General features: G+C 69.0%; 25 protein-coding genes and 1 pseudogene. 9 read left to right on the forward strand and 17 right to left on the reverse strand.

Annotated features, from left to right (window positions below):
* Positions 1-97 precede the first annotated feature (97 nt).
* Positions 98-1,150 carry a 3-isopropylmalate dehydrogenase gene (locus ABFX55_RS44040; RefSeq protein WP_346129617.1) on the forward strand — a complete coding sequence of 351 codons (1,053 nt, stop codon included), beginning with the start codon at positions 98-100 and terminating at the stop codon, positions 1,148-1,150.
* Positions 1,151-1,312: 162 nt separating this feature from the next.
* Complete coding sequence (locus tag ABFX55_RS44045; RefSeq protein WP_346129619.1) at positions 1,313-2,410, forward strand: branched-chain amino acid aminotransferase; 1,098 nt, start codon at positions 1,313-1,315, stop codon at positions 2,408-2,410.
* Between the two features lie 487 nt (positions 2,411-2,897).
* Here the strand turns inward: ABFX55_RS44045 and sigJ are convergent, their stop codons facing one another.
* The 4 genes from sigJ to ABFX55_RS44065 all read right to left on the reverse strand — a co-directional run bounded on the left by sigJ (position 2,898) and on the right by ABFX55_RS44065 (position 5,677).
* The gene (gene sigJ / locus ABFX55_RS44050; RefSeq protein WP_346129621.1) at positions 2,898-3,749 is read right to left on the reverse strand and encodes an RNA polymerase sigma factor SigJ; all 852 of its coding nucleotides are present in this window, start codon (positions 3,747-3,749) and stop codon (positions 2,898-2,900) included.
* Positions 3,750-3,759: 10 nt separating this feature from the next.
* The gene (locus ABFX55_RS44055; protein ID WP_346129622.1) at positions 3,760-4,329 is read right to left on the reverse strand and encodes a GNAT family N-acetyltransferase; all 570 of its coding nucleotides are present in this window, start codon (positions 4,327-4,329) and stop codon (positions 3,760-3,762) included.
* Between the two features lie 45 nt (positions 4,330-4,374).
* On the reverse strand, positions 4,375-4,950 hold the full coding sequence (locus ABFX55_RS44060; RefSeq protein ID WP_346129623.1) for a Uma2 family endonuclease: 576 nt from the start codon (positions 4,948-4,950) through the stop codon (positions 4,375-4,377).
* A gap of 82 nt (positions 4,951-5,032) precedes the next feature.
* The gene (locus ABFX55_RS44065) at positions 5,033-5,677 is read right to left on the reverse strand and encodes an O-methyltransferase (RefSeq protein ID WP_346129624.1); all 645 of its coding nucleotides are present in this window, start codon (positions 5,675-5,677) and stop codon (positions 5,033-5,035) included.
* A gap of 80 nt (positions 5,678-5,757) precedes the next feature.
* Between ABFX55_RS44065 and ABFX55_RS44070 the strand changes: the two genes are divergently transcribed.
* Entirely contained in the window at positions 5,758-6,396 is a 639-nt protein-coding gene (locus ABFX55_RS44070; protein ID WP_346129626.1) for a DsbA family protein, read from the forward strand.
* A 189-nt stretch (positions 6,397-6,585) separates the two neighbouring features.
* The gene (gene cimA / locus ABFX55_RS44075; RefSeq protein ID WP_183656301.1) at positions 6,586-8,160 is read left to right on the forward strand and encodes a citramalate synthase; all 1,575 of its coding nucleotides are present in this window, start codon (positions 6,586-6,588) and stop codon (positions 8,158-8,160) included.
* Between the two features lie 43 nt (positions 8,161-8,203).
* On the opposite strand, the gene ABFX55_RS44080 is transcribed toward cimA, so the two are convergent.
* Positions 8,204-9,133 carry a heparinase II/III domain-containing protein gene (locus ABFX55_RS44080; RefSeq protein WP_346129628.1) on the reverse strand — a complete coding sequence of 310 codons (930 nt, stop codon included), beginning with the start codon at positions 9,131-9,133 and terminating at the stop codon, positions 8,204-8,206.
* Between the two features lie 106 nt (positions 9,134-9,239).
* Positions 9,240-9,701: pseudogene (locus tag ABFX55_RS44085) on the reverse strand (heparinase II/III family protein); the annotation flags it as partial.
* 231 nt (positions 9,702-9,932) lie between these two features.
* Between ABFX55_RS44085 and ABFX55_RS44090 the strand changes: the two are divergent.
* Positions 9,933-10,520, forward strand: a complete 588-nt coding sequence (locus tag ABFX55_RS44090; RefSeq protein WP_346129629.1) for an HD domain-containing protein — start codon at positions 9,933-9,935, stop codon at positions 10,518-10,520.
* Here the strand turns inward: ABFX55_RS44090 and ABFX55_RS44095 are convergent.
* Genes ABFX55_RS44095 through ABFX55_RS44105 form a run of 3 tightly spaced genes read right to left on the reverse strand, consistent with a single transcriptional unit; the run spans position 10,517 to position 11,410 of the window.
* Positions 10,517-10,891: an antibiotic biosynthesis monooxygenase family protein gene (locus ABFX55_RS44095; RefSeq protein ID WP_346129631.1), complete on the reverse strand. Its 375-nt coding sequence runs from the start codon at positions 10,889-10,891 to the stop codon at positions 10,517-10,519. The genes ABFX55_RS44090 and ABFX55_RS44095 overlap by 4 nt on opposite strands.
* Before the next feature lies 1 nt (position 10,892).
* Positions 10,893-11,123 carry a hypothetical protein gene (locus ABFX55_RS44100; RefSeq protein ID WP_346129632.1) on the reverse strand — a complete coding sequence of 77 codons (231 nt, stop codon included), beginning with the start codon at positions 11,121-11,123 and terminating at the stop codon, positions 10,893-10,895.
* Complete coding sequence (locus ABFX55_RS44105) at positions 11,123-11,410, reverse strand: hypothetical protein (RefSeq protein ID WP_346129634.1); 288 nt, start codon at positions 11,408-11,410, stop codon at positions 11,123-11,125. The genes ABFX55_RS44100 and ABFX55_RS44105 overlap by 1 nt, the downstream gene beginning before the upstream one ends.
* A gap of 106 nt (positions 11,411-11,516) precedes the next feature.
* Here ABFX55_RS44105 and ABFX55_RS44110 point away from each other — a divergent pair, with 106 nt between their 5' ends.
* On the forward strand, positions 11,517-11,720 hold the full coding sequence (locus ABFX55_RS44110; RefSeq protein WP_183656327.1) for a cold-shock protein: 204 nt from the start codon (positions 11,517-11,519) through the stop codon (positions 11,718-11,720).
* A 41-nt stretch (positions 11,721-11,761) separates the two neighbouring features.
* Here the strand turns inward: ABFX55_RS44110 and ABFX55_RS44115 are convergent, their stop codons facing one another.
* The 6 genes from ABFX55_RS44115 to ABFX55_RS44140 are packed head-to-tail and all read right to left on the reverse strand — an operon-like array spanning position 11,762 to position 14,240.
* The gene (locus tag ABFX55_RS44115) at positions 11,762-12,343 is read right to left on the reverse strand and encodes an Asp23/Gls24 family envelope stress response protein (protein ID WP_346129635.1); all 582 of its coding nucleotides are present in this window, start codon (positions 12,341-12,343) and stop codon (positions 11,762-11,764) included.
* Entirely contained in the window at positions 12,340-12,978 is a 639-nt protein-coding gene (locus tag ABFX55_RS44120; RefSeq protein WP_346129637.1) for a DUF6286 domain-containing protein, read from the reverse strand. The genes ABFX55_RS44115 and ABFX55_RS44120 overlap by 4 nt, the downstream gene beginning before the upstream one ends.
* The gene (locus ABFX55_RS44125) at positions 12,975-13,316 is read right to left on the reverse strand and encodes an Asp23/Gls24 family envelope stress response protein (protein WP_346129639.1); all 342 of its coding nucleotides are present in this window, start codon (positions 13,314-13,316) and stop codon (positions 12,975-12,977) included. Before ABFX55_RS44125 ends, ABFX55_RS44120 begins: the two co-directional genes overlap by 4 nt.
* Positions 13,313-13,501: a hypothetical protein gene (locus ABFX55_RS44130; protein ID WP_183660650.1), complete on the reverse strand. Its 189-nt coding sequence runs from the start codon at positions 13,499-13,501 to the stop codon at positions 13,313-13,315. Before ABFX55_RS44130 ends, ABFX55_RS44125 begins: the two co-directional genes overlap by 4 nt.
* A complete protein-coding gene (locus ABFX55_RS44135; protein ID WP_346129641.1) occupies positions 13,498-13,776 on the reverse strand; it encodes a hypothetical protein in 279 nt (92 codons plus the stop codon). Before ABFX55_RS44135 ends, ABFX55_RS44130 begins: the two co-directional genes overlap by 4 nt.
* Positions 13,773-14,240: an Asp23/Gls24 family envelope stress response protein gene (locus tag ABFX55_RS44140; RefSeq protein ID WP_346131433.1), complete on the reverse strand. Its 468-nt coding sequence runs from the start codon at positions 14,238-14,240 to the stop codon at positions 13,773-13,775. Before ABFX55_RS44140 ends, ABFX55_RS44135 begins: the two co-directional genes overlap by 4 nt.
* Positions 14,241-14,389: 149 nt before the next feature.
* On the opposite strand from ABFX55_RS44140, the gene ABFX55_RS44145 reads away from it, so the two are divergent.
* Together ABFX55_RS44145 and gltX are read left to right on the forward strand one after the other, a co-directional pair.
* On the forward strand, positions 14,390-15,154 hold the full coding sequence (locus tag ABFX55_RS44145; protein ID WP_183656342.1) for a fumarylacetoacetate hydrolase family protein: 765 nt from the start codon (positions 14,390-14,392) through the stop codon (positions 15,152-15,154).
* Positions 15,155-15,248: 94 nt separating this feature from the next.
* Complete coding sequence (gene gltX / locus ABFX55_RS44150; protein WP_346131435.1) at positions 15,249-16,616, forward strand: glutamate--tRNA ligase; 1,368 nt, start codon at positions 15,249-15,251, stop codon at positions 16,614-16,616.
* Here gltX and ABFX55_RS44155 read toward each other — a convergent pair.
* On the reverse strand, positions 16,510-17,787 hold the full coding sequence (locus tag ABFX55_RS44155) for an MATE family efflux transporter (protein WP_346129642.1): 1,278 nt from the start codon (positions 17,785-17,787) through the stop codon (positions 16,510-16,512). The genes gltX and ABFX55_RS44155 overlap by 107 nt on opposite strands.
* Before the next feature lie 30 nt (positions 17,788-17,817).
* Between ABFX55_RS44155 and ABFX55_RS44160 the strand changes: the two genes are divergently transcribed.
* Positions 17,818-18,369, forward strand: a complete 552-nt coding sequence (locus ABFX55_RS44160; RefSeq protein WP_346129643.1) for a PadR family transcriptional regulator — start codon at positions 17,818-17,820, stop codon at positions 18,367-18,369.
* Here the strand turns inward: ABFX55_RS44160 and ABFX55_RS44165 are convergent.
* Positions 18,347-20,314, reverse strand: coding sequence for a M3 family metallopeptidase (locus tag ABFX55_RS44165; protein ID WP_346129644.1), 1,968 nt, complete (start codon positions 20,312-20,314; stop codon positions 18,347-18,349). The genes ABFX55_RS44160 and ABFX55_RS44165 overlap by 23 nt on opposite strands.
* Positions 20,315-20,329: the final 15 nt, after the last annotated feature.

The following is a 20,329-nucleotide window of genomic DNA, read 5'->3' on the forward strand; positions in this document are numbered from 1 at the left end:
AACGAAAGGGTCAAAGCACCGCAAACAGGACAAAACTGGACGTCCGGCAAGTGAGATGAGTGTTCGTCCATCGAGACGAGCCGGTAAGGTACCGCCCATGGAGTCGCGCAACATTCGTCTGGCCGTCATCCCCGGCGACGGGATCGGCACCGAGGTCGTCGCCGAAGGGCTCAAGGTCCTCGAGGCGGTCGGCGTCAAGATCGAGTCCACGCACTACGATCTGGGCGCCACCCGCTACCACGCCACCGGGGAGACCCTGAGCGACGAGGTCCTGCAGGAGCTGCGCGGCTACGACGCCATCCTGCTCGGCGCCATCGGCGACCCCAGCGTGCCGCCGGGCATCCTCGAGCGCGAACTCCTGCTACGCCTGCGTTTCGAGCTCGACCACTACGTCAACCTGCGCCCGGTCAAGCTCTTCCCCGGCGTGGAGACCCCGCTGGCCGACACCCTCCCTGGCGACATCGACATGGTCGTCGTCCGCGAGGGCACCGAGAGCCTCTACGCGGGAGCCGGTGGCGTCCTGCGCCGTGGCACGCCCCACGAGATCGCCACCCAGGAGTCGCTCAACACCGCCTTCGGCGTCGAGCGCGTGGTCCGCTACGCCTTCGCCAGGGCCGCCGAGCGGCCGCGCAAGAAGCTCACCCTGGTCCACAAGACCAACGTGCTCACCTACGCGGGCGACCTGTGGCAGCGCACGGTCAACAGGATCGCGCCCGAGTTCCCCGAGGTCACCACCGACTACCAGCACATCGACGCGGCCTCGATGTTCTTCGTCAACCAGCCCGAGCGCTTCGACGTGATCGTCACCGACAACCTCTTCGGCGACATCATCACAGACATCGGCGCCGCCATCGCCGGTGGCATCGGCCTGGCCGCCAGCGGCAACATCAACCCCGACCGCACCGCGCCCAGCATGTTCGAGCCGGTCCACGGCAGCGCCCCCGACATCGCGGGCCAGGGCAAGGCCGACCCGACGGCCACCATCCTGTCGGTCGCCATGATGCTCGACCACCTCGGCCTGACCGAGGAGGCGGCCCGCGTCGAGCAGGCCGTCGCCGACGACATCGTGGAGCGCCTGGCCGGATGGGCCGGCCGCACCACGCACGAGATCGGTGACGACATCACCGCACGAGTATCCGGCGGCGCCTGACCGTCGTGTGCACCCCCAGCCCGGCGGCCTCGCAGCCGCCGGTGCTCCATTGACGCCTGGCGGCCAGCGAGAACCGCCAGGCGTTTGCTGTAGGTTCCCGTTACCCGGTCCAGCGCAAAATGGACTCAGGGCAAATCTCGCGAAAAGAGAAGGATTTCCGTCATGACCACCGCTCAGAAGCTCAGCTTCGATGTGCAGCTCTCCGACCACGCTCGCACTGCGGCAGAGCGTGAGCAGGTACTGGCGAGTCCGGGGTTCGGGCAGGTCTTCACCGACCACATGATCTCGATCGACTACACCGAGGGCGAGGGCTGGCACGACGCGCGGCTCCAGCCGTACGGGCCGTTGGTCCTCGACCCCGCGACCTCCGTCTTCCACTACGCGCAGGAGCTGTTCGAGGGCCTGAAGGCGTACCGCCAGGCCAACGGTTCGATCGTGACCTTCAGGCCGTACGCGAACGCGACCCGCTTCAACGCCTCCTGCCTGCGCATGGCCATGCCCGAGCTGCCCGAGGACACCTTCGTCGAGTCCCTCGAACTGCTCACCCAGACCGACCGTGACTGGGTGCCCACGAGCGAGGGCCACAGCCTCTACCTGCGGCCCTTCATCATCGCGACGCAGGTCGGGCTGGGCGTCAACTACCCGTCCAAGACCTACAAGTACATGGTCATCGCCTCGCCCGCCGCCTCCTACTTCGCCGGAGGCGTCAAGCCGGTGTCGGTGTGGCTGTCCACCGACTACACCCGTGCCGCGCCCGGCGGCACCGGCGCCGCCAAGTGCGGAGGCAACTACGCCGCGGCCTTCGTCGCCCAGCGCGAGGCCGTCGCCCAGGGCTGTGACCAGGTGGTGTGGCTCGACTCCCACGAGCACCGCTACGTCGAGGAGATGGGCGGGATGAACCTGTTCTTCGTCTTCGGCAACAAGCTGGTCACCCCCGCGCTGACCGGCACCCTGCTGCCGGGCATCACCCGCGACTCCATCCTCTCCATGGCCGCCGACCTGGGTCTGGAGGCCGAGGAGGGGCGCATCTCGATCGAGGAGTGGCAGGCGGGGTGCGAGTCGGGCACGCTCACCGAGGTCTTCGCCTGCGGAACGGCCGCGGTGGTGACGCCCGTGGGGTCGGTGAAGGGCGCCGACCGCGCCTGGACCATCGGCGACGGCACCCCAGGCCCGGTGACCCTCAAGATCCGTGAGGAGCTGCTCGGCATCCAGTACGGCACCCGCCCCGACACCCACCACTGGATCCACAAGATCTCCTGATCCGCCCCCGCCGACTCGCTTCCCCCTCGCGCCGCCGACCCCCTGGTCGGCGGCGCCTCGGCCATGAGGGCACGTTTCGTGCGACGACAGATCCAAGCTGCCTGGACTCGCCGCGCCGGTCAGCGGCCCTCGTAGAACGGGATCTCGAAACAGGGGTGGTCGGAGGCCGCCAGGAGGGTCGCGGCGTCGTCGACGGGCGGGTGGATCATCTCCATGATTCACCGCTTGACCTCCTTGCCGTCCACGCCCGAGGCCATCACCGCGCGCTCCCAGCCCCTGGTGAAGGCCGCCGACGTCGAACAGGTGCCGCGCGCCAGGAAGGTCGGGGCGCACGAGGGCGCTGCCCGCCGCCAGCACCAGCCGGTCGTAGGCGATGACCTCGCCGCCGGCCGTCACGGTGCCGCGCCCGGTGTCGATGCCGGTCACCGCCGCCCGCGGGTGCCCGACCCCGATGGGCTCGAGTACCCGGCTGAACAAGGCCGCTCGCTCAGATGTGACCGATCTTCTCGGGATTGGCCACGCGCCTGATCGCGGCGATCCTGCCGTCCACGAGTTCGACCGTGTCGACCCACAGCAGCGCGCCGTCGCGGTAGGCGGCGAGCGCGGGCTCGCCGTTCAGCTCGATCAGCTCGATGCTGTCGGGCCGCGCCTGCAGCGCCACCCGGATGGTCAGCGTCGCGACGCGCTCGCCACCATGGACGGGCGCGCGGGCCGCGGTCACCCTGCCGCCGCCGTCGGCGACGTAGACGGCCTCGGGATGGAGTAGCTCGACCAGCCTGGCCAGGTCGCCGGCCTGCGCCGCCGCCTTGAACGCCTGGAGCGCCTCGGCCGTCTCGGCCTTGGACGGCGGCTGCCGCCGCCTGGCCTTGGCGATGCGGCCCCTGGCCCTGGAGGCCAGCTTCCTGCTGGCGGCCGGGGTGTTGCCCAGCACCTCGGCGATCTCGTCGAACGGCAGCGCGAACACGTCGTGCAGCACCAGCGCCACGCGTTCGGGCGGGGAGAGCTCCTCCATGACCAGGAGCATCGCGAAGCTCACCGACTCGTCCACCAGCACGGGGGCGGCCGCGTCCGGCCCGGTCAGCAGCGGCTCCGGCAGCCAGGGCCCGACGTAGCTCTCCCTTCGAGCCCTCGCCGAGTTGAGCAGGTTGTAGGAGGTGCGCGCGGAGACCGTCACGAGCCAGGCCCGCAGGTCGGCCACGTCGTCCAGATCGGCCTGCGCGGCACGCAGCCACACGTCCTGGACGACGTCCTCCGCGTCGGCCACGCTCCCGAGCAGCCGGTAGGCCGCGCCGAAGACCGCCGGCCGATGCTGCTCCCACTCGGCTTGCAAGACGGACATGGCCTCATTTCTACAAGCCGGACCTGTTCGCCTCCCACTCGGCCCTGGTCAGCGCGTACTCGACCAGGCCCTCCTCGGATCGCACGATGCCCTCGGGCCAGTCGTCGAAGTACGTGCGCACGTGCGTCAGCCCGGCCTTCTCCATCACCCGTCTCGAGCCCGTGTTGACGGCCAGGGTGCCGGCCGTCACCCGCTCGACGCCCTGCTCGGCGAAGCCTCTGTCGATCAGGGCGCGGGAGCCCTCGGTGCCGTAGCCCTTGCCCCACGCCGCCTTCCGCAGCCGGTAGCCCAGCTCGAGCTCTCCAGGAGGGGCGTTCTTGCCGGGCCTGAAGTGGAACCAGCCGATGAACTCACCCGTGGGCTTCTCCTCGGCCGCCCAGAACCCGAACCCGTCGGGACGCTCGTAGTAGGACATCAACCTGGGCAGCGTGACGTCCCTGATCAGGTCGCGGGCGACGGGCCTGCCGCCGTTGAGATAGCGCATGACCTCGGGGTCGTTGTCCAGCTCGACCAGATGGTCGAGGTCGTCCTCGGTGAAGCGGCGCAACACCAGCCGCTCGGTCTCCAGAATGATGTGCACGCCCCATTGTCCCGGCCACGGTCGCGCCGCCGGAAGGGGCGGGGGTCAGGGCTCGACGAGCGTGCCCGTGTCGATGGAGAGCTTCCACGGCTCAGGCAGGTCGAGCGCGGTGCCGAGCTCCACCTGGGTCCTGTGCTGGTAGCCCTTCTCGGCGGGCAGGCTGAAGAGGATCGCGATGCCCTGCGCGGGGTCGATCAGCAGGTACAGCGGGACACCCGCCCTGGCGTACTCGCGGGGCTTGACGGCGTGGTCGTCGTGGACGCTGGAGGGCGAGACGACCTCGACGACGAGGTTGGTGTCCTCGCCGTAGACCTCGTCATCTCCCCACATCCGTGGGTGAGGCGGCACGATGGTCAGGTCGGGAATGTAGCGATCAGCTTGAGCGCCGAGAAAGAGCTGGATGTTGGTGCCGATCTCCCAGTCACGGTCGGTGACAATGCTGATGATGAGCTTGAGCAGTCGGGAAATGATCTCGTTATGATCCCAGGTAGGCACGTCGTTCACCACGATCCGGCCGTCGACGAACTCGACGCGGTGGCTGGGAAACAGCTCGCAGGCGCGCTTGTAGCTTTCCTGCATTGTCGGCATCTCTGTGATCGGTCGCTCCAGAACCTTGGCCATGTCACTATCATCCCCGCCGGATGGTCGAGCGCAACGTGTTCAGCACGCGACACATCGTAACCATCTCGTGGAGATGATTTCGCTACTTCTTTCGAATCATCGTCAGGCCGTCCGCGATCGGCAGCATCACCGAGGTGACTCTCGGGTCGTTCATCACCAGGTCGTTGAACTCCCTCATCCTCCTGGTCATCTCGTCCTCGTACGAGGGGTCGGCGACGTAGCCGTCCCACAGCGTGTTGTCCACCAGCACCAGCCCGCCGGGGCGCAGCCGCTCCATCACCAGCTCGTAGTAGGCCGGGTAGTTGATCTTGTCGGCGTCGATGAAGGCGAGGTCGATCTGCTCCTCCAGGGCCCGCAGCGACTCCGTGGCGGGGCCGAGCCTGAGCGTGATCCTCGAGGCGACCCCCGCCTTCTCCCAGTACCGCTGGGCGATCGAGGTCCACTCCTCGCTCACGTCGAAGCAGCGCAGCCGCCCGCCGGCGAGTCCCCTGGCGATGCACAGCGAGGAGTAGCCGGTGAACGTCCCGACCTCGACGGCCAGCGTGGGCTTGACGAGTTGAGTGATCATGGTGAGGAAGCGGCCCTGGTCGGGGGAGATCTGCATCCCCGCGTCAGGCCCTGTGGCGGCGCGCGTCTCGGCGGCGAGCTCGTCGAGCAGCTCGTCGGGGCGGGTCGAGTGGGCCAGGATGTACTGCCCGACAGCGGGCGAGAGGTAAGAGGCCTTCATGGGGCACATTCTCCCCACCCGATAAGGTGACACGCGGTTGAAAACGGATCTTATGGGCGGAGCCATACGTGGAGTTGACGGTGGAGAGGCGTGGACGGTCCAAGATGGTCGGCGCCTTCGTGGCGCTTGCCGTACTCGCCGGCTTGCTGATCATCGCGGGGCTCCCGAAGGGGAGCTCGGCGCAGGACGTCAAGCTCGTACGGCGGGCCGACGGCTCGATGCTGCTGGCCAGGCCCGGTGCCAACGCGCCCGTGCTCGACCTGTTCGAGGACTTCGACTGCCCCTTCTGCAAGGAGTTGCACGAGACCTCGGGCCGGCGTCTGGAGCAGATGGTCGGTGAGGGCAAGCTCGCCGTCGTCTTCCACACCGTGACGATCTTCACCGACGAGCCCAGCCGTTCCAACTCCATCAGGGCCGCCGCGGCCGCGCGCTGCGTGCCGTCGGCCAACTGGCTCGCCTTCCGCGACAAGCTGTACGGCATGCAGCCCGCCCCGCACGGCCAGGCCACCGGCTACACGGTCGAGGAGCTGGTGGCCGCCGGCAGGAGCGCGGGCGTCACCGACGCGGGCTTCGAGCAGTGCGTGACCTCGCAGCGCCACGCGGGCAAGCACCTCGAGGACAACGCGAAGATCCGGATCGACGGCACCCCCACGCTCCTCCTCGACGGCCAGCCGATCAGGGACCTGTCGGCGATCGAACAGCAGGGCACCTCGGTGTGACGTCCCGAAATATGAGATCGATGTGCCAGATGGTGAATGCGTGTGGCAGACTCGCAGGCATCATGTGTTCTGCTCTGCTCATTATCGGCAGGCGCGCTGGCTGACAAGGGACATAGCCAGCGCGCAGACCTCTCACGTCCGTGAGGGGTCTTTTGCTTTTCTGCACAGACTTTTCCTCAGGAGATCTCGATGGCCGACGATCGGTTCCACGTCTACGACACCACGCTGCGAGACGGCGCACAGCAGGAGGGCCTGAACCTCAGCGTCGCCGACAAGCTCGCTGTCGCGCGGCACCTGGACGGGCTGGGCGTCGGATTCATCGAGGGGGGCTGGCCGGGCGCCAACCCCAAGGACACAGAGTTCTTCAGGCGCGCTCAAACAGAGCTCGACCTGAAGCACGCGCAGCTCGCCGCGTTCGGCGCGACCCGCCGAGCCGGTGTGAAGGCAGCCGACGACCCGTTGGTGGCCGCTCTGCGCGAATCCGGCGCGCCGGTCGTGACCCTTGTCGCCAAGAGCCACGACCGGCACGTGGAGCTGGCCCTCCGCACGACTCTCCAGGAGAACCTCGCGATGATCCGCGATACGGTCTCTCACCTTCGTGCGGGGGGACAGCGAGTCTTCCTCGACGCCGAGCACTTCTTCGACGGTTACAAGTCCAACCCAGCCTACGCGCTGGAGGTGCTGCTGACCGCGGCCGAAGCGGGCGCGGACGTCATCGCCCTGTGCGACACCAACGGCGGCATGCTCCCCGACGAGCTGGCCGAGGTCGTCCACGCGGCCGTGCAGACCAGCGCGCGCGTCGGCATCCACTGCCACGACGACACCGGCTGCGCCGTCGCCAACACGCTCGCCGCGGTCAAGGCGGGCGCCACGCACGTCCAGGGCTGCGCCAACGGTTACGGCGAGCGCTCGGGCAACGCCAACCTCTTCACGGTGGTGGCCAACCTCCAGCTGAAGCGCGGCTTCGACCTGGTGCCCCCGCAGGCGCTGGCCGACATGACCCGCATCGCGCACGCGATCACCGAGGTCACCAACGTCACCCCCAACTCCCACGCTCCCTACGTGGGCACCTCCGCCTTCGCCCACAAGGCGGGCCTGCACGCCAGCGCCATCAAGGTGGACCCGAACCTCTACCAGCACATCGACCCCGCCATGGTCGGCAACGACATGCGCATGCTGGTCTCGGACATGGCAGGGCGCGCCTCGGTCGAGCTCAAGGGCCGCGAGCTCGGCTACGAGCTGACCCCTGAGTCCACCAAGACCCTGGTCGGCAGGGTGAAGGACCTGGAGTCCAAGGGCTACACCTTCGAGGCCGCCGACGCCTCCTTCGAGCTGCTGCTGCGCGACACCGTCCACGGCGAGCGCAAGCGCCACTTCGAGGTGGAGTCGTGGCGGGTGATCGTCGAGCGCACCAAGGGCGGCGAGGTGGTCAGCGAGGCCACGGTCAAGGTCCACGCCAAGGACGAGCGCATCGTCGCCACGGGCGAGGGCAACGGTCCCGTCAACGCGCTCGACAGGGCGGTCAGGCTGGCGCTGGAGAAGCTCTATCCCGAGCTGGCCAAGCTCGAGCTCGTCGACTACAAGGTGCGCATCCTGGAGGGCTCGCACGGCACGGGCGCCATCACCCGCGTGCTGATCACCTCGAGCGACGAGAGCGGCGAGTGGGCCACCGTGGGCGTCGACGAGAACATCATCGAGGCCAGCTGGCAGGCCCTTGAGCAGGCCGTCACCTACGGCCTGCTGCGCTCGGGCAGAGAGGTCTGAGGCTGCGGCGGGGCGGCCCATCCGGCCGCCCCGTCAGGCAGGTCTAGAAGATCGACGCCTTGAAGCCGACGGCGCCGTCGGCGGTCTGCACGGTGACCTTGCCCCCTGCGCACGACACCTTCGGCTGGTCGGTGCCCGGCACGATCACCGTCAGCAGCGACGCGGAAGCCGGGGACACGACCGTCGTCGCGGGGTTCTTGGCCATGTACGAGGGCGACACCCATCCGAGCCTGCCGCCGCGCTCCACCTTCTGGCCGCTCACCGGCTTGCAGCCGGACAGCTGCACCAGGCTGACCTTGAACTTCCCGTCGGCCAGCACGACCTTGCCGCCGGAGTTGGAGACGAGCTTGAGCGAGGGGTCGAAGCGCCAGATGTTCCTGACCTTCTTGCCGCCGCCCGCGCCGTCCAGGACGGCCATCACGTCCTCGTCGTGGTTGACCAGCACCGACCTGGTACGGCTCACGCCGTACGCCTTGTCGGTGAGCCGGTAGCGCTGGCGGCCCGAGTCGTAGGCGGTCCTGGACAGCCTGGTCGCGGTCCTCGGCCTGAAACGGGCGCCCACGACGGTCGGCACGTTGTGCGCCTCGGGCGACATGGTCCAGTACCGGTAGCGCGTGGGCTCGTAGGAGTGGAAACCGGCGTCGACCAGGACGTCCCTGCCCTGGGCGTAGTAGGTGAGGCCGAGGTGGTCCTCGTGGCCGTGGTACTTCGTGCCTGGGCCGAACCTGATGGAGTAGAAGGCCGACTCGGGCTTGGCCCAGTCGGTCCTGCCGTACACGTAGCCGGCCTTGAAGACCTTCACCCGCTCCGAGGGGTTCGGGAAGCCCGAGGGCTCGTGGTCGGCGCCGCCGTCGCCGATCGGCACCATGAACCCGGCGGGGTTGGTGGAGTGCATGATGAAGCCGCTCAGCTTCGACCAGCGCGCGGAGATGTCGCCGGGCACCTTGCGGCCGCAGTCCTTGAGGTTGGTCATGGCGACCTTCAGCCGGTCGTGGACGTAGATCGCGTAGCGGGGGGGCCTGCTCCATCAGCGCGCCCTGCGAGTCGATGTCGAGCTTCACGGTCTTGGTGAGGCGCTTGATCGCGTGGTCCTGCCAGCGCCTGTCGTTCAGGCGGCAGCCGATGCCGAGCAGCGCGATGTCCTGGTCGATGCCGTGGTTGTGGCCCCACTCGTAGAGGCGGTCGTCGCCGAGGACCCTGGCGTGCTCGGACAGGCTGTCCTTGAGCCACTTGGCGTCGACGTGCCTGCTCAGGCAGACCAGCGCGGGAGCGCGCAGCGCGATGGGGTGCTCGGCCCAGGCGTACGGGCTGGCGGGTCGGCCGCGCGGGTTGTCCTTCACCCAGTCCTGGGCGATCTCCGTGGCCCTGGCGAGGTAGCGCTCCTCGCCGTTGTTCTCGTACTCGGCCACCAGGCGGCCCATCCACCGCAGCGAGTGGAACACCATGCCCCACGAGCGGTTCTTGTACGGGTTGGTGCGCCAGTCGACGTCCTGGCCGACCTTGACGGGCGGCAGGTCGAGGAAGGCGACCTCGCCCTTCATCACCTCGGCCGCCGTCGGCGTGGCGGGCAGCCAGTCGCCCTGGCACTCCGCGGTGCGTTTCACGGTGGCGCCCGCGGTGTCGGCCAGCCCTCCGAGGGCGAGCAGGAGAGCGAGGGGGAGAGCGAGGCGACGCACGCCAGATCCTTCCGGGCCGAACCGAGGGGGCGGAACATGCTGTCCGGAATAAGATCACCTGGTCAAGCTGGTATGAGACATCGTTATCGTGACGGCATGAACCTCGTGATCCCGGACACATCGGCGTGCCGAGCGTCGCTCGAAGTGGCGACCGCCTACCACTCGCCCGCGCTGCTCAACCACTCCGTGCGGGCCTATCTCTGGGCCGCCTACTACGCGCGCAGAAGGGGCATCCACTTCGACGCCGAGCTGCTCTACGTGGCGGCGATGCTGCACGATCTCGGCCTGGCCGAGGCCTTCGACAACCACAGCCTGCCGTTCGAGGAGGCGGGCGGGCACGTGGCGTGGGTGTTCGGCGCGGGCGCGGGCTGGCCGGTGGAGCGCAGGCGGCGCGCGGCCGAGGTGATCGTCCGCCACATGTGGGACGAGGTCGACGTGCGCGACGACCCCGAAGGCCACCTGCTGGAGCTGTCGACGGGCATGGACGTCTCGGGACGCGGCACCGACGCGATCCCCGGCGACGTGCGCGAGGAGGTGCTGGGCCGCTACCCGCGCCTCGGCCTCGCCGAGGAGTTCGTGGCCTGCTTCGAGAGCCAGGCCGCGCGCAAGCCGGGCAGCCTGGCGGCGAGCTTCGTGCGGAGCGGGTTCGCCGCGAGAGTGGCGGCGAACCCGCTCGACCACTAGGCCTTGGGCCCCGTGCTCTGGACGACCTCGAAGGACCACAGCTCCGCGCCGGAGGCGGCGGGGCCCTGGCCGTGACCGTGTCCCTGCCCGTGGCCCTCCCCCTGACCGTGACCGTGCCCGGGCCGCTCTCCCGCGGCCTGGGCGTGGCCGGCCTGGAAGGCCCTGCTGGACTGCCAGGCCTGGAAGTCCTCCTCGCTGCGCCAGCGGGTGTACACGAGGTAGGTGTCAGTGCCCTCGACGGGGCGCAGCAACTCGAACCACTCGAAGCCGTCGGACGACTCCACCATTCCGGCCCTGCCGGAGAAACGCCGCTCCAGCTCCTCGCGCATCTCGGCGGGCACGGTCAACGCGTTGATCTTCACCACGGACATGTCAGGCTCCCTTCACCCTCCTGCCAGCCTTCCACACACCCGTCACGTGATCGGGATCGGAGATGACCGTGATGTCGTCGAGCGGGTCGGCGTCGAGCGTGATCACGTCGGCGTCGTACCCCTCGGCCAGCACCCCGCTGCGCGGCGCCTGGGCGCCCAGCCGTACGCCCCTGGAGCGGGCGAGGGCGACCGCGCCCGCGTGGACCTCGGCCACCGCCTTCAGCTTGTCCATCAGCACGGGAGGCAGGCCGCCCGCGCGGTCATGAGCACGTCGATCACCGTGCAGGTGGCCGCCAGGAGGGTGCCCCCTCGATCGAGCCCTCCGCGACGGCATGGGCCAGGTGGACGCCGAGGCCGCCGGCCCGTCGTGTCGGGGGCGTTCCGGGCGGGGCCCGCGTAGCGGATGAGGCCGTTCTCCATGACGACGGCCGCCTGCCGTACGGGCTGGCCGTCGCCCGGAATGAGTAGATCGGCCGTGATGAGCTCCCGGCGGCCGATGATGCCAAGCTTTTTGCCCACTGTTGGCACCCGGCTTGGTACTTCGCTCGTCTGCGGAGGCGATTGCGGGGTAGGGTCCGCAACGCAGCCCTGCTGAAGTAGCGGGGCTCATCAGAAGGAGAAGCAGTTGTCTGAAGGCACCGTGAAGTGGTTCAACGCCGAGAAGGGCTTCGGGTTCATCGCGCCCGACGACGGCAGCGCGGACGTGTTCGTGCACTACTCGGCCATCACCACCAACGGCTACCGCTCGCTCGAGGAGAACCAGCGGGTCTCGTTCGAGACCACCCGTGGGCCGAAGGGTCTGCAGGCTGAGCAGGTTGTTCCGCTGTAACCAACGATGAAGCGGGGCCCTTTCGCCGGGGCCCCGCTTCTTCATCTCACCACTCGTTTGGGCGGAGCCGCCGGTTCCAGGCTGACCCTGGCGACCGTGGGCAGCCGGTCGGCCCCGAGCGCGAGCCTCATGTGCGGCACGGTCACCGTGCTCAGCTCCTCCCGCAGCGCGCTCATCGGCGTCCGCTCGTCGGCCGCCAGGCGCAGCTGTACCTTGGGGTGGTCGTGGTCGCCCGCCAGCGCCGCGGTCGCCGACGTCACGGACGGCACGGCGGTCAACTCGGCCGCGGCCGCCTTCGCCACGGCCGCCGAGGTGACGGTCGTCTGGCCCTCGGCTCCGCTGTCCACCCTGACCTCGCCCATGGTCTCGTGACGGCTCTGCGCGACCAGCCACCGCAGGCCGATCAGCGCGAGGATCACCGCCAGCACGGCCAGCGCCCACCAGAGCCACGGGGAGAACCGGGTGAAGAACTCCTGAACGGGCCCGTTGACCAGCGGTTCGTCGGCGGGCGCCCAGTCCTGGGGGAAGGCGCGCAGCCCTCTGGCCAGCGTCAGCCCTCCGCACAGGAGGCAGATCAGACCGATGACGGCCAGCCCGATGCGGTTGGCGCGGCCGGTCGTCATCGCCGCTCCTTCATCGCGACTGACACCCTGTAGTGGTTGATGGGGCCGATCGTGCCGAGCCGTGCGAGGACGGCCTGCCGTACGGCCTCCGTCAGCCTGGCGTCGTCCCACCCTGACGCGTAGGCGGTCACGGCGACCCTGCCGCCGCCCACGCCGGCCTTGGCCGAGTGGACCCCCGGCACGTCCTCGGCCGCGCGGGCCAGCGCCGAGGCGAAGCCCTTCGGCTGCAGACCGATGACCAGGTCGGGATCGCCCGTGCGCACCGGCACCACATGAGGACGGCCCGCCTTCATGGCCAGCGCCAGCAGTCCGAGCCCGACCAGGACGAGGACGCTCGCCGCCGCCAGGACCTGCGGGCTGCTCCACGGGGTCGCCGAGGCCCACGACAGCGCAGGCGCCTTGGGCAGCCAGCTGACCGGCCTGTTGACGAGCGTCGAGATGATCTCGACGGCGGCCACGAAGCCGATCCCGATCAGCACCAGAGCCGCCACGGTGGCGGCGACCATCCTGCGCGACTTGAAGGCACGGAGCGCGGCCCTGTCGGCCGCCGGATCGGTCGGCGCGACGGGGGCGGTCTGCGGCGCGGTCTGCTGCTGCGGCGTCGTCTGCGGCTCCGGCCTGGCCTCCAGCGTCATGATCTCACCTCCAAACTTGTCACGCGCACGTCGACCTGGGCGACCTCGAGGCCGGTCAGCTCCAGCACCCTGCGCGCCACGTGGTTTCTGATCTCGGAGGCGATCGTGCGGACCGGCGCCGGGTAGTCCAGCGCCACGTCCACGCGGATCGTCGCCAGGTCGCCGTCCACCCTGGCGGCGGGTGAGCGGCGGTGCAGCACCTCGCGCACCTGCTCCACCTCGTTGGCCGCCTGCAGCGCGATGCTGGAGACGACCCTGTCCTCGATACGCGTGCGTCCCCGCTGCTCGGCGGGGATCCGCTGGGCGGGGATGAGTATGCCGTGGGCGGGAACCGTCATCGTCGCCTCGCGGTGAGGTGCGACAGGTCGATCTCGCCGCCCTCCGCGATGCGCCCGACCAGCAGGCCCAGCGCGCCGAGCACGAGGACCAGCAGGAACGCCCCCAGCCCGCCGAAGGCGCCGGCCAGACCCAGGATGATGCCGACCGCCATGCCGATGATCGGCAGCACGGGGATGGTGTTCATGAGTCCTCCAGATCTTGGATCGCCACGTTCACGGGGCGGCCGTCCGTCAGCGGGACGACGACGCTGCGCACCTGGTCGGCGGTTTCGAGCAGGGAGCGGCCGGCGCGCGCGACAATGGCGATCTCCACCTCGTCGTCGCGAACGGCCACCCCTTTCAGCCGCCTGCCCGGCAGGTACGTCGCCACGGTCCCGAACGGGCCGCCCGAGAGATCCGCCACACCCGGGCAGCCTCGTACCCGTTCCGCGATGGCATGGGCCAGCCCGTCGTCTGTCATTGGACTCGTGGCCCCCTTTCGGTGGACTCCTCCTCGTTCTTGGGCGACTCGGGCAGGTGCACGTCGTTGACGCTGACGTTCACCTCGGTCACCTCGAGGCCGGTCATCCGCTCGATCGCCGAGATCACGTTCCTGCGGACCGCGCCGGCCAGGTCGGGTATGGCCGCGCCGTACTCCACTGTGAGGTCGAGGTCGACGGCGGTCTGCCGCTCGCCCACCTCCACCGACACTCCCTGGCTCACGCTCTTTTCGGCGCCGACCATGCCACGCATCGCGCCCAGGGCCCGAGCGGTGCCACCGCCCATGCTGTACACGCCGGAGACCTCGCGCGCGGCCAGTCCTGCGATCTTCGCCACGACGCCGTCGGCGATGGTCGTCCTGCCCTGCTCGGTGACGAGCGAGCTGCCGCCCTGCGTCCGTGCTCTCGGTACGGCCGGCGTCGCCGTGCCGCTATCTCTGGCCATCGTGTCAGCCACGATCAGTCACCCCCGGTGTCGATATCGACTCACTTCGACCTGTTACCAGGCGATTCACTGCCATTCAGGGTTTAAAGCGGGTTTTGGGGATTAATAGACCCGACGAGGCACCAGGTGGACGGCACTAGCCTTGTCATGTGCGTATAGCGAGGTTCTCCACAGGCGACGAGGTTGTCTTCGGCGTGGTCGAGGGCGACGTCATCTCGACGATCGCCGGTCATCCGTTCAACCAGATCCAGTTCACCGGTGAGCGCTACCCGCTGGCCGAGGTGCGGCTGCTGGCTCCGATGCTGCCCAGCAAGGTCATCGCCATCGGCAGGAACTACGCCGAGCACGCCAAGGAGCTCGGCAACGAGGTCCCCGAAGAGCCGCTCATCTTCATGAAGCCGTCCACCTCGGTGGTCGGCCACGGCGACGCCATCGCCTATCCCACCTCGCAGTCGGAGCGCGTCGACTTCGAGGGCGAGCTGGCCGTGGTGATCGGCAGGCTCTGCCGTGAGGTGCCCGCCGAGCGGGCCAAGGACGTCATCTTCGGCTACACCTGCGCCAATGACGTCACCGCTCGCGACCTGCAGAAGAAGGACGTCCAGTTCACCAGGGCCAAGGGGTTCGACACCTTCTGCCCGATCGGCCCGTGGATCGAGACCGACCTCGACGCCTCCGACCTGGCGCTGACCACCACGGTCAACGGTGAGATCAGGCAGAGCGGTCGCACCTCCCAGCTCATCAACGACATCCCCGCGCTGGTGGCCTACGTCAGCGCGGTCATGACGCTGATTCCCGGCGATGTCATCCTGACAGGCACCCCCGCGGGCGTGGGCCCGATGGAGATCGGTGACGAGGTCAGCGTCGGCATCGAGGGCATCGGCACCCTGACGAACAAGGTGGTCTCCCGTGACTGAACCCGACGCGGTGAGCGGAGTGGGCGGCGCCGCGAAGCATGCCGGCCGCGCAGCGAATGAGAAGGGTGAGGGAACAATCAAGCAGGTGACTGACATGCGGGTGCGCTTCGCCCCGTCCCCCACCGGCATGTTCCACGTCGGCGGCGCCCGCACGGCGCTGTTCAACTGGGCGCTGGCCGAGCAGTCCGGCGGCAGGTTCGTGCTGCGCATCGAGGACACCGATGCCACGCGCAACAGGCCCGAGTGGACCGAGGGCATCATCTCGGCGCTCGACTGGATCGGCATCAACGGCACCAACCCGGTCTTCGAGGGGCCCTACTTCCAGTCGGCCTTCGAGCCCCAGCACCGCGAGGCGGTCGACCTCCTGCTGGCCAAGGGCATGGCCTACTACTGCGACTGCACCCGCGACGACCTGGTCGCGCGCACGGGCTCGGAGCACAAGGGCTACGACGGCCACTGCCGTGAGCGAGGACTGACCTCGGGCGCGGTGCGCTTCCGCACGCCGGACGAGGGCGTCACCGTGGTCGAGGACGTCATCCGCGGCCGGGTGGAGTTCCCCAACAACGCGCAGGAGGACTTCGTCGTCGCGCGCACCGACGGCTCGCCGCTCTACGTGGTCGCCAACGCCGTCGACGACATCACCCAGAACATCACCCACGTCGTGCGCGGCGAGGAGCACCTCGGCAACGCGGCCAAGCAGATGCTGCTGTGGCCCGCGCTCGGCGCCAAGCCGCCGGTGTGGGCGCACCTGCCGGTGATCGTCAACGAGCAGCGCAAGAAGCTGTCCAAGCGCCGCGACAAGGTGGCCCTCGAGTCCTACCGCGAGGAGGGCTACCTCGCCGAGGCGATGGTCAACTACCTCATGCTGCTCGGCTGGGGCACCGGCGAGGACCGCGAGATCATGCCGTGGGCGGAGATGGTCCCGAGGTTCCGCCTCGAGGACGTCAACTCCGCCAGCGCCTTCTTCGACGAGAAGAAGCTACGCGCCTTCAACGGCGAGTACATCCGCGCGCTGCCGCTGGAGACCTTCGAGGAGCGCTGCCTGCCCTACCTCGACCCCTCCTGGGACGCCGAGCTGTTCAGCAAGGTCGCCTCGCTCGCCCAGACCCGTGTCGCCGTGCTGTCGGAGATCAGGCAGAACGTCGACTTCCTCTTCCTCGAGCAGCCGGTCTTCGACCAGGCCTCGTGGGACAAGGCGATGAAGGCCAACGCCCCCGAGGTCATCGAGGGCTACCTGGCTAGGCTCGACACGGTCAACTGGGACCCCGAGTCGCTGAAGGAGGCGCTCGAAGAGGTCGGCGCCTCCCTCGGAGGGCTCAAGCTCAGCAAGACCCAGGCGCCCATCAGGGTCGCCGTCACGGGTCGCACCGTGGGTCTGCCGCTGTTCGAGTCGATCGAGGTGCTGGGTCGGGAGCGCGTCCAGGAGCGCCTGCGCGCCGCACTGGAGCGGCTGCGAGGCTGACCGTGGTCCCGGCCGCCATGGCCAGCCACACACCCGTGAGACCGAGCCAGGAGCTCAGCAGATAGGCGAGGGGCAGTTGCACCGCGAAGCCCGCCAGCGTGGCGGCCAGCAGGCGGCTGCCCCTTCCGCTCGCCTGGGCCACCCCGCCCGCCGCGATCAGGCCGCCGAAGGGGATCAGGTAGAGCGTCATCCAGCGCAGGAAGCTCACCGCCGCCTCGGGGTCGTCGGTGAACAGGCTCGCGGCGGGCGCGGCGACGAGGTTGAGCGCCGCCGCGACCGCCACCCCGGCCAGCAGCCCCGTCCTCAGCGGCGAGCCCGTCTCCTCTGATCGGGCCGTACGGATCATCGCGGCCTGCCTCAGCGCGTAGAACGCCATCACCCCCACCAGCATGATCTTCAGGCCGATGCCGTAGCCGGCCTGGGCCGCGAGGCCGAACCTGGCGACGATCTCCATCAGGAGCAGGCCGACCACGGCACGGGCCAGGAAGTCTCCCGACATGGGCAGACCGGTGCCGATGATCTCCCTGGCGCCCGCCCGGCCCTCGGCGTCGCGGGGCGCCAGCCGTACCAGCGTCTTCAGGGAGACGGCCAGGGTGAGGGCGCGGGCCAGCACGGTGGCCAGCGCGGCGCCCTGGACGCCGAGGCCCAGGCCGTAGATGAACAGCGGGTCCAGCGCGATCACCAGGGCGTTGCAGATCAGCGCGTTGCGCATCGGGATCCTGGCGTTGCCGAGCCCCTTGAGCACGCCGTCGGCCACCGTCTGGGCGAAGTAGATCGGCAGCCCCGCCATCGCGACGAGCAGGAAGTCGGCGGCCAGCGCGGCCGTGGCGGCGTCGGCGGTGAGGAGCCTGGCCAGCGGCTCCCTCAGCAGCACGCAGGGGAGCGCGATCGCGGTCGAGCCGGCCAGCCACAGCAGCCAGCCCGACCTGATCAGCGGGGTGACGGGGGCCACGCCGTCTCGCCTGCCGACCAGGACCGTGAGGCCCGTCGGCAGCGCCAGGATCAGCCCGTAGGCGAAGTACTCGACGGTCGTGGCCATGGTCACGGCGGCGATCGCGGCCTCGCCGAGCCCGGAGACCCAGAGCAGGTCGATCACGCTCACGGCGACGACGGCGGTGAGCAGCTCCACGTAGATCGGGGCGGCCAGCTTGAGCATCTTTTCGTTATACATCGATAAGAGGTATAGCGATACGATGCTTCCATGGCAAGTGGCGGGGATCTGACGCTGATGATCCTGGGGTTCCTCAACCGGCGGCCGATGCACGGTTACGAGCTCAAGTCGCGCCTCACCGCGCTGAGCGGGCATCTGAGGCCCGTCAGCGACGGCGCGCTCTATCCGGCCATCGCCAGGCTGGAGGCCAAGGGCCTGCTCGAACGGCACGAGGAGGAGGGCGCGGCCGCGGCGCGCAGGCAGGTGCTCACCATCACCGCCGAAGGGCGGGAGGAGCTGCTCAGGCGGCTGCGGGAGCCGTCCGAGCTGGACATCAGCGACCAGACGCGGTTCTTCGCGCTGCTGACGTTCCTGTCAGCGCTGGAGGATCCGTCACTCCAGGCCGGGGTGCTGCGCAGGCGCCTCGACTTCCTCGAGGCGCCCGCGAGCTTCTTCTACGAAGGGGACAGGCCGCTGCGGGCCGAGGAGGTCTCCGACCCTTTCCATCGCGGCATGCTGCTGGTCGCCAGAGCCACAGGTACGGCGGAGCTTCAGTGGCTCAAGGAGACCATCGCCGAGCTCAGTCGAGGCCGCGGCGCTTGAGCAGCGGCTCGATGCGCGGGTCGCGGCCGCGGAAGTTGCGGAAGGCGGTCAGGGGGTCCATGCCGCCGCCCCGCGAGAGCAGCTCCTTGCGGAAGTGGTCGCCGTTCGCGCGCGTGAGCCCGCCGTTCTCCTTGAACCACTCCACGCTCTCGGCGTCGAGCACCTCGCTCCAGATGTAGGAGTAGTAGCCGGCGCTGTAGCCGCTGGCGAAGATGTGCTGGAAGTAGTTGGTCCTGTACCTCGGCCGGACCAGCGGGAAGGCGATCTGGGCGGCCTCCAGCGCCTCGGCCTCGAACGCCTCGGCGTCCTCGACCGTCTGTCCCTGCTCCAGCTTGTGCCAGGCCCAGTCGAGCAGCGTCGCGGCGAGGTACTCCACCGTGGCGAAGCCCTGGTTGAACTTCTCCGCCGCCTTCATCTTCTCCACCAGCTCGGCGGGCATGGGCTCGCCGCTCTCGTGGTGCTTGGCGTAGTTGGCCAGGATCTCGGGCCAGGTCGTCCACATCTCGTTGACCTGCGAGGGGTACTCCACGAAGTCGCGCGGCACGTTGGTGCCCGACACCCTGGGGTAGCGCACCTCGGAGAACAGGCCGTGCAGCGCGTGGCCGAACTCGTGGAAGGCGGTGTTGACCTCGTCGTAGGTCAGCAGCGTCGGGCCTGTGGCCGGCTTGGTGATGTTGAGGTTGTTCATCACCACGGGCTTCTCGCCGAACAGGTACGACTGGTCGACCAGGTTGTTCATCCACGCCCCGCCGCGCTTGGTCGGCCTGGCGTACGGGTCGAGCAGGAACAGCCCGAGCGCCGAGCCGTCCTCGTTGAACACCTCGAAGACCGTCACGTCCAGGTGGTAGCCCTTGAGGTCGGGGCGCTCGGTGAAGGTCAGGCCGTAGAGCTTGCCTGCCGCGTGGAAGATGCCGTCCTCGACGACCCTGTTCAGCTCGAAGTAGGGCCGCATCGCGTCGGCGTCGAAGTCGTAGCGGGCCTGGCGCACCTTCTCGGCGTAGAACGACCAGTCCCACGGCTCGATGTCGAAGCCCGCCATCTCGGCGAGCGCCTCCGCCTCCTTCTTGGCATTGCGTACGGCTGGCTCCACCAGCTGGCCGAGCATCGCCTCGACCGCCTCGACGGTCTTGGCCGTCTGGTCGGTGACGGTGTAGGCGGCGTGGTTGGGGAAGCCAAGAAGAGCGGCCCGCTCGGCGCGCAGCGTGGCGATCCTGATGGCCAGCTCGAAGTTGGGTCGGGCCCGCTCGACGCTCAGCTGGTAGAGCCTGCGCCTGGTCTCCCTGTTCGTCAGCTGGGCGAGCCCCGGCTGGTTGGTGTAGTTGAGCAGAGGAAGGACGTACGCGTCGTCCTTCCTGATCGACTCGATCCTGGCCTCGTCGAAGCCGTCGAGCTCCTTGGCGTCGTGGACGACCAGCGCCTCCTCCGTGGAGGCCTTCAGCAGGTTCTGCGAGAACTCGGTGGAGAGCTTCGACACCTCCTCGTTGAGCTCCTTGAGCCTGGCCTGCTCGGCCTCGCCGAGGTCGGCGCCCGCGCCGATGAAGTCCTCGCGGTACTTCTCCAGCAGCCACGACTCCTCGGCCACGTCCGTGGAGACCTGCTTGATGCGGGCCCACAGCGCCCGGTTGAGCTTGACCTCGTCGGTGTGCTTGGTCAGCTTGGGGGAGATCTCGGTCTCGATCGCCATCATGCCGTCGGTGGAGTCGGAGGCGGCGACGCTGAAGAAGGCCATCGCGGCGCGCTTCAGGACCTGGCCCGAGCGCTCGAGGGCGGCGAGGGTGTTGTCGAAGGTGGGCGGCTCGGTGCTGTTCGCGATCGCGTCGACCTCGGCGAGGTGCTCGGCCATGCCACGCTCGAACGCGGGCAGGTAGTGCTCCTCGCGGATCTCCTCGAACGGCGGCAGCTGGTAGGGCAGGCTGCTCGGTGCGAAGAACGGATTCTCAGCCAACGCTTGGCTCCTCCA

The sequence above is a fragment of the Nonomuraea roseola genome (genome assembly GCF_039535395.1).
Classification (GTDB): domain Bacteria; phylum Actinomycetota; class Actinomycetes; order Streptosporangiales; family Streptosporangiaceae; genus Nonomuraea; species Nonomuraea roseola.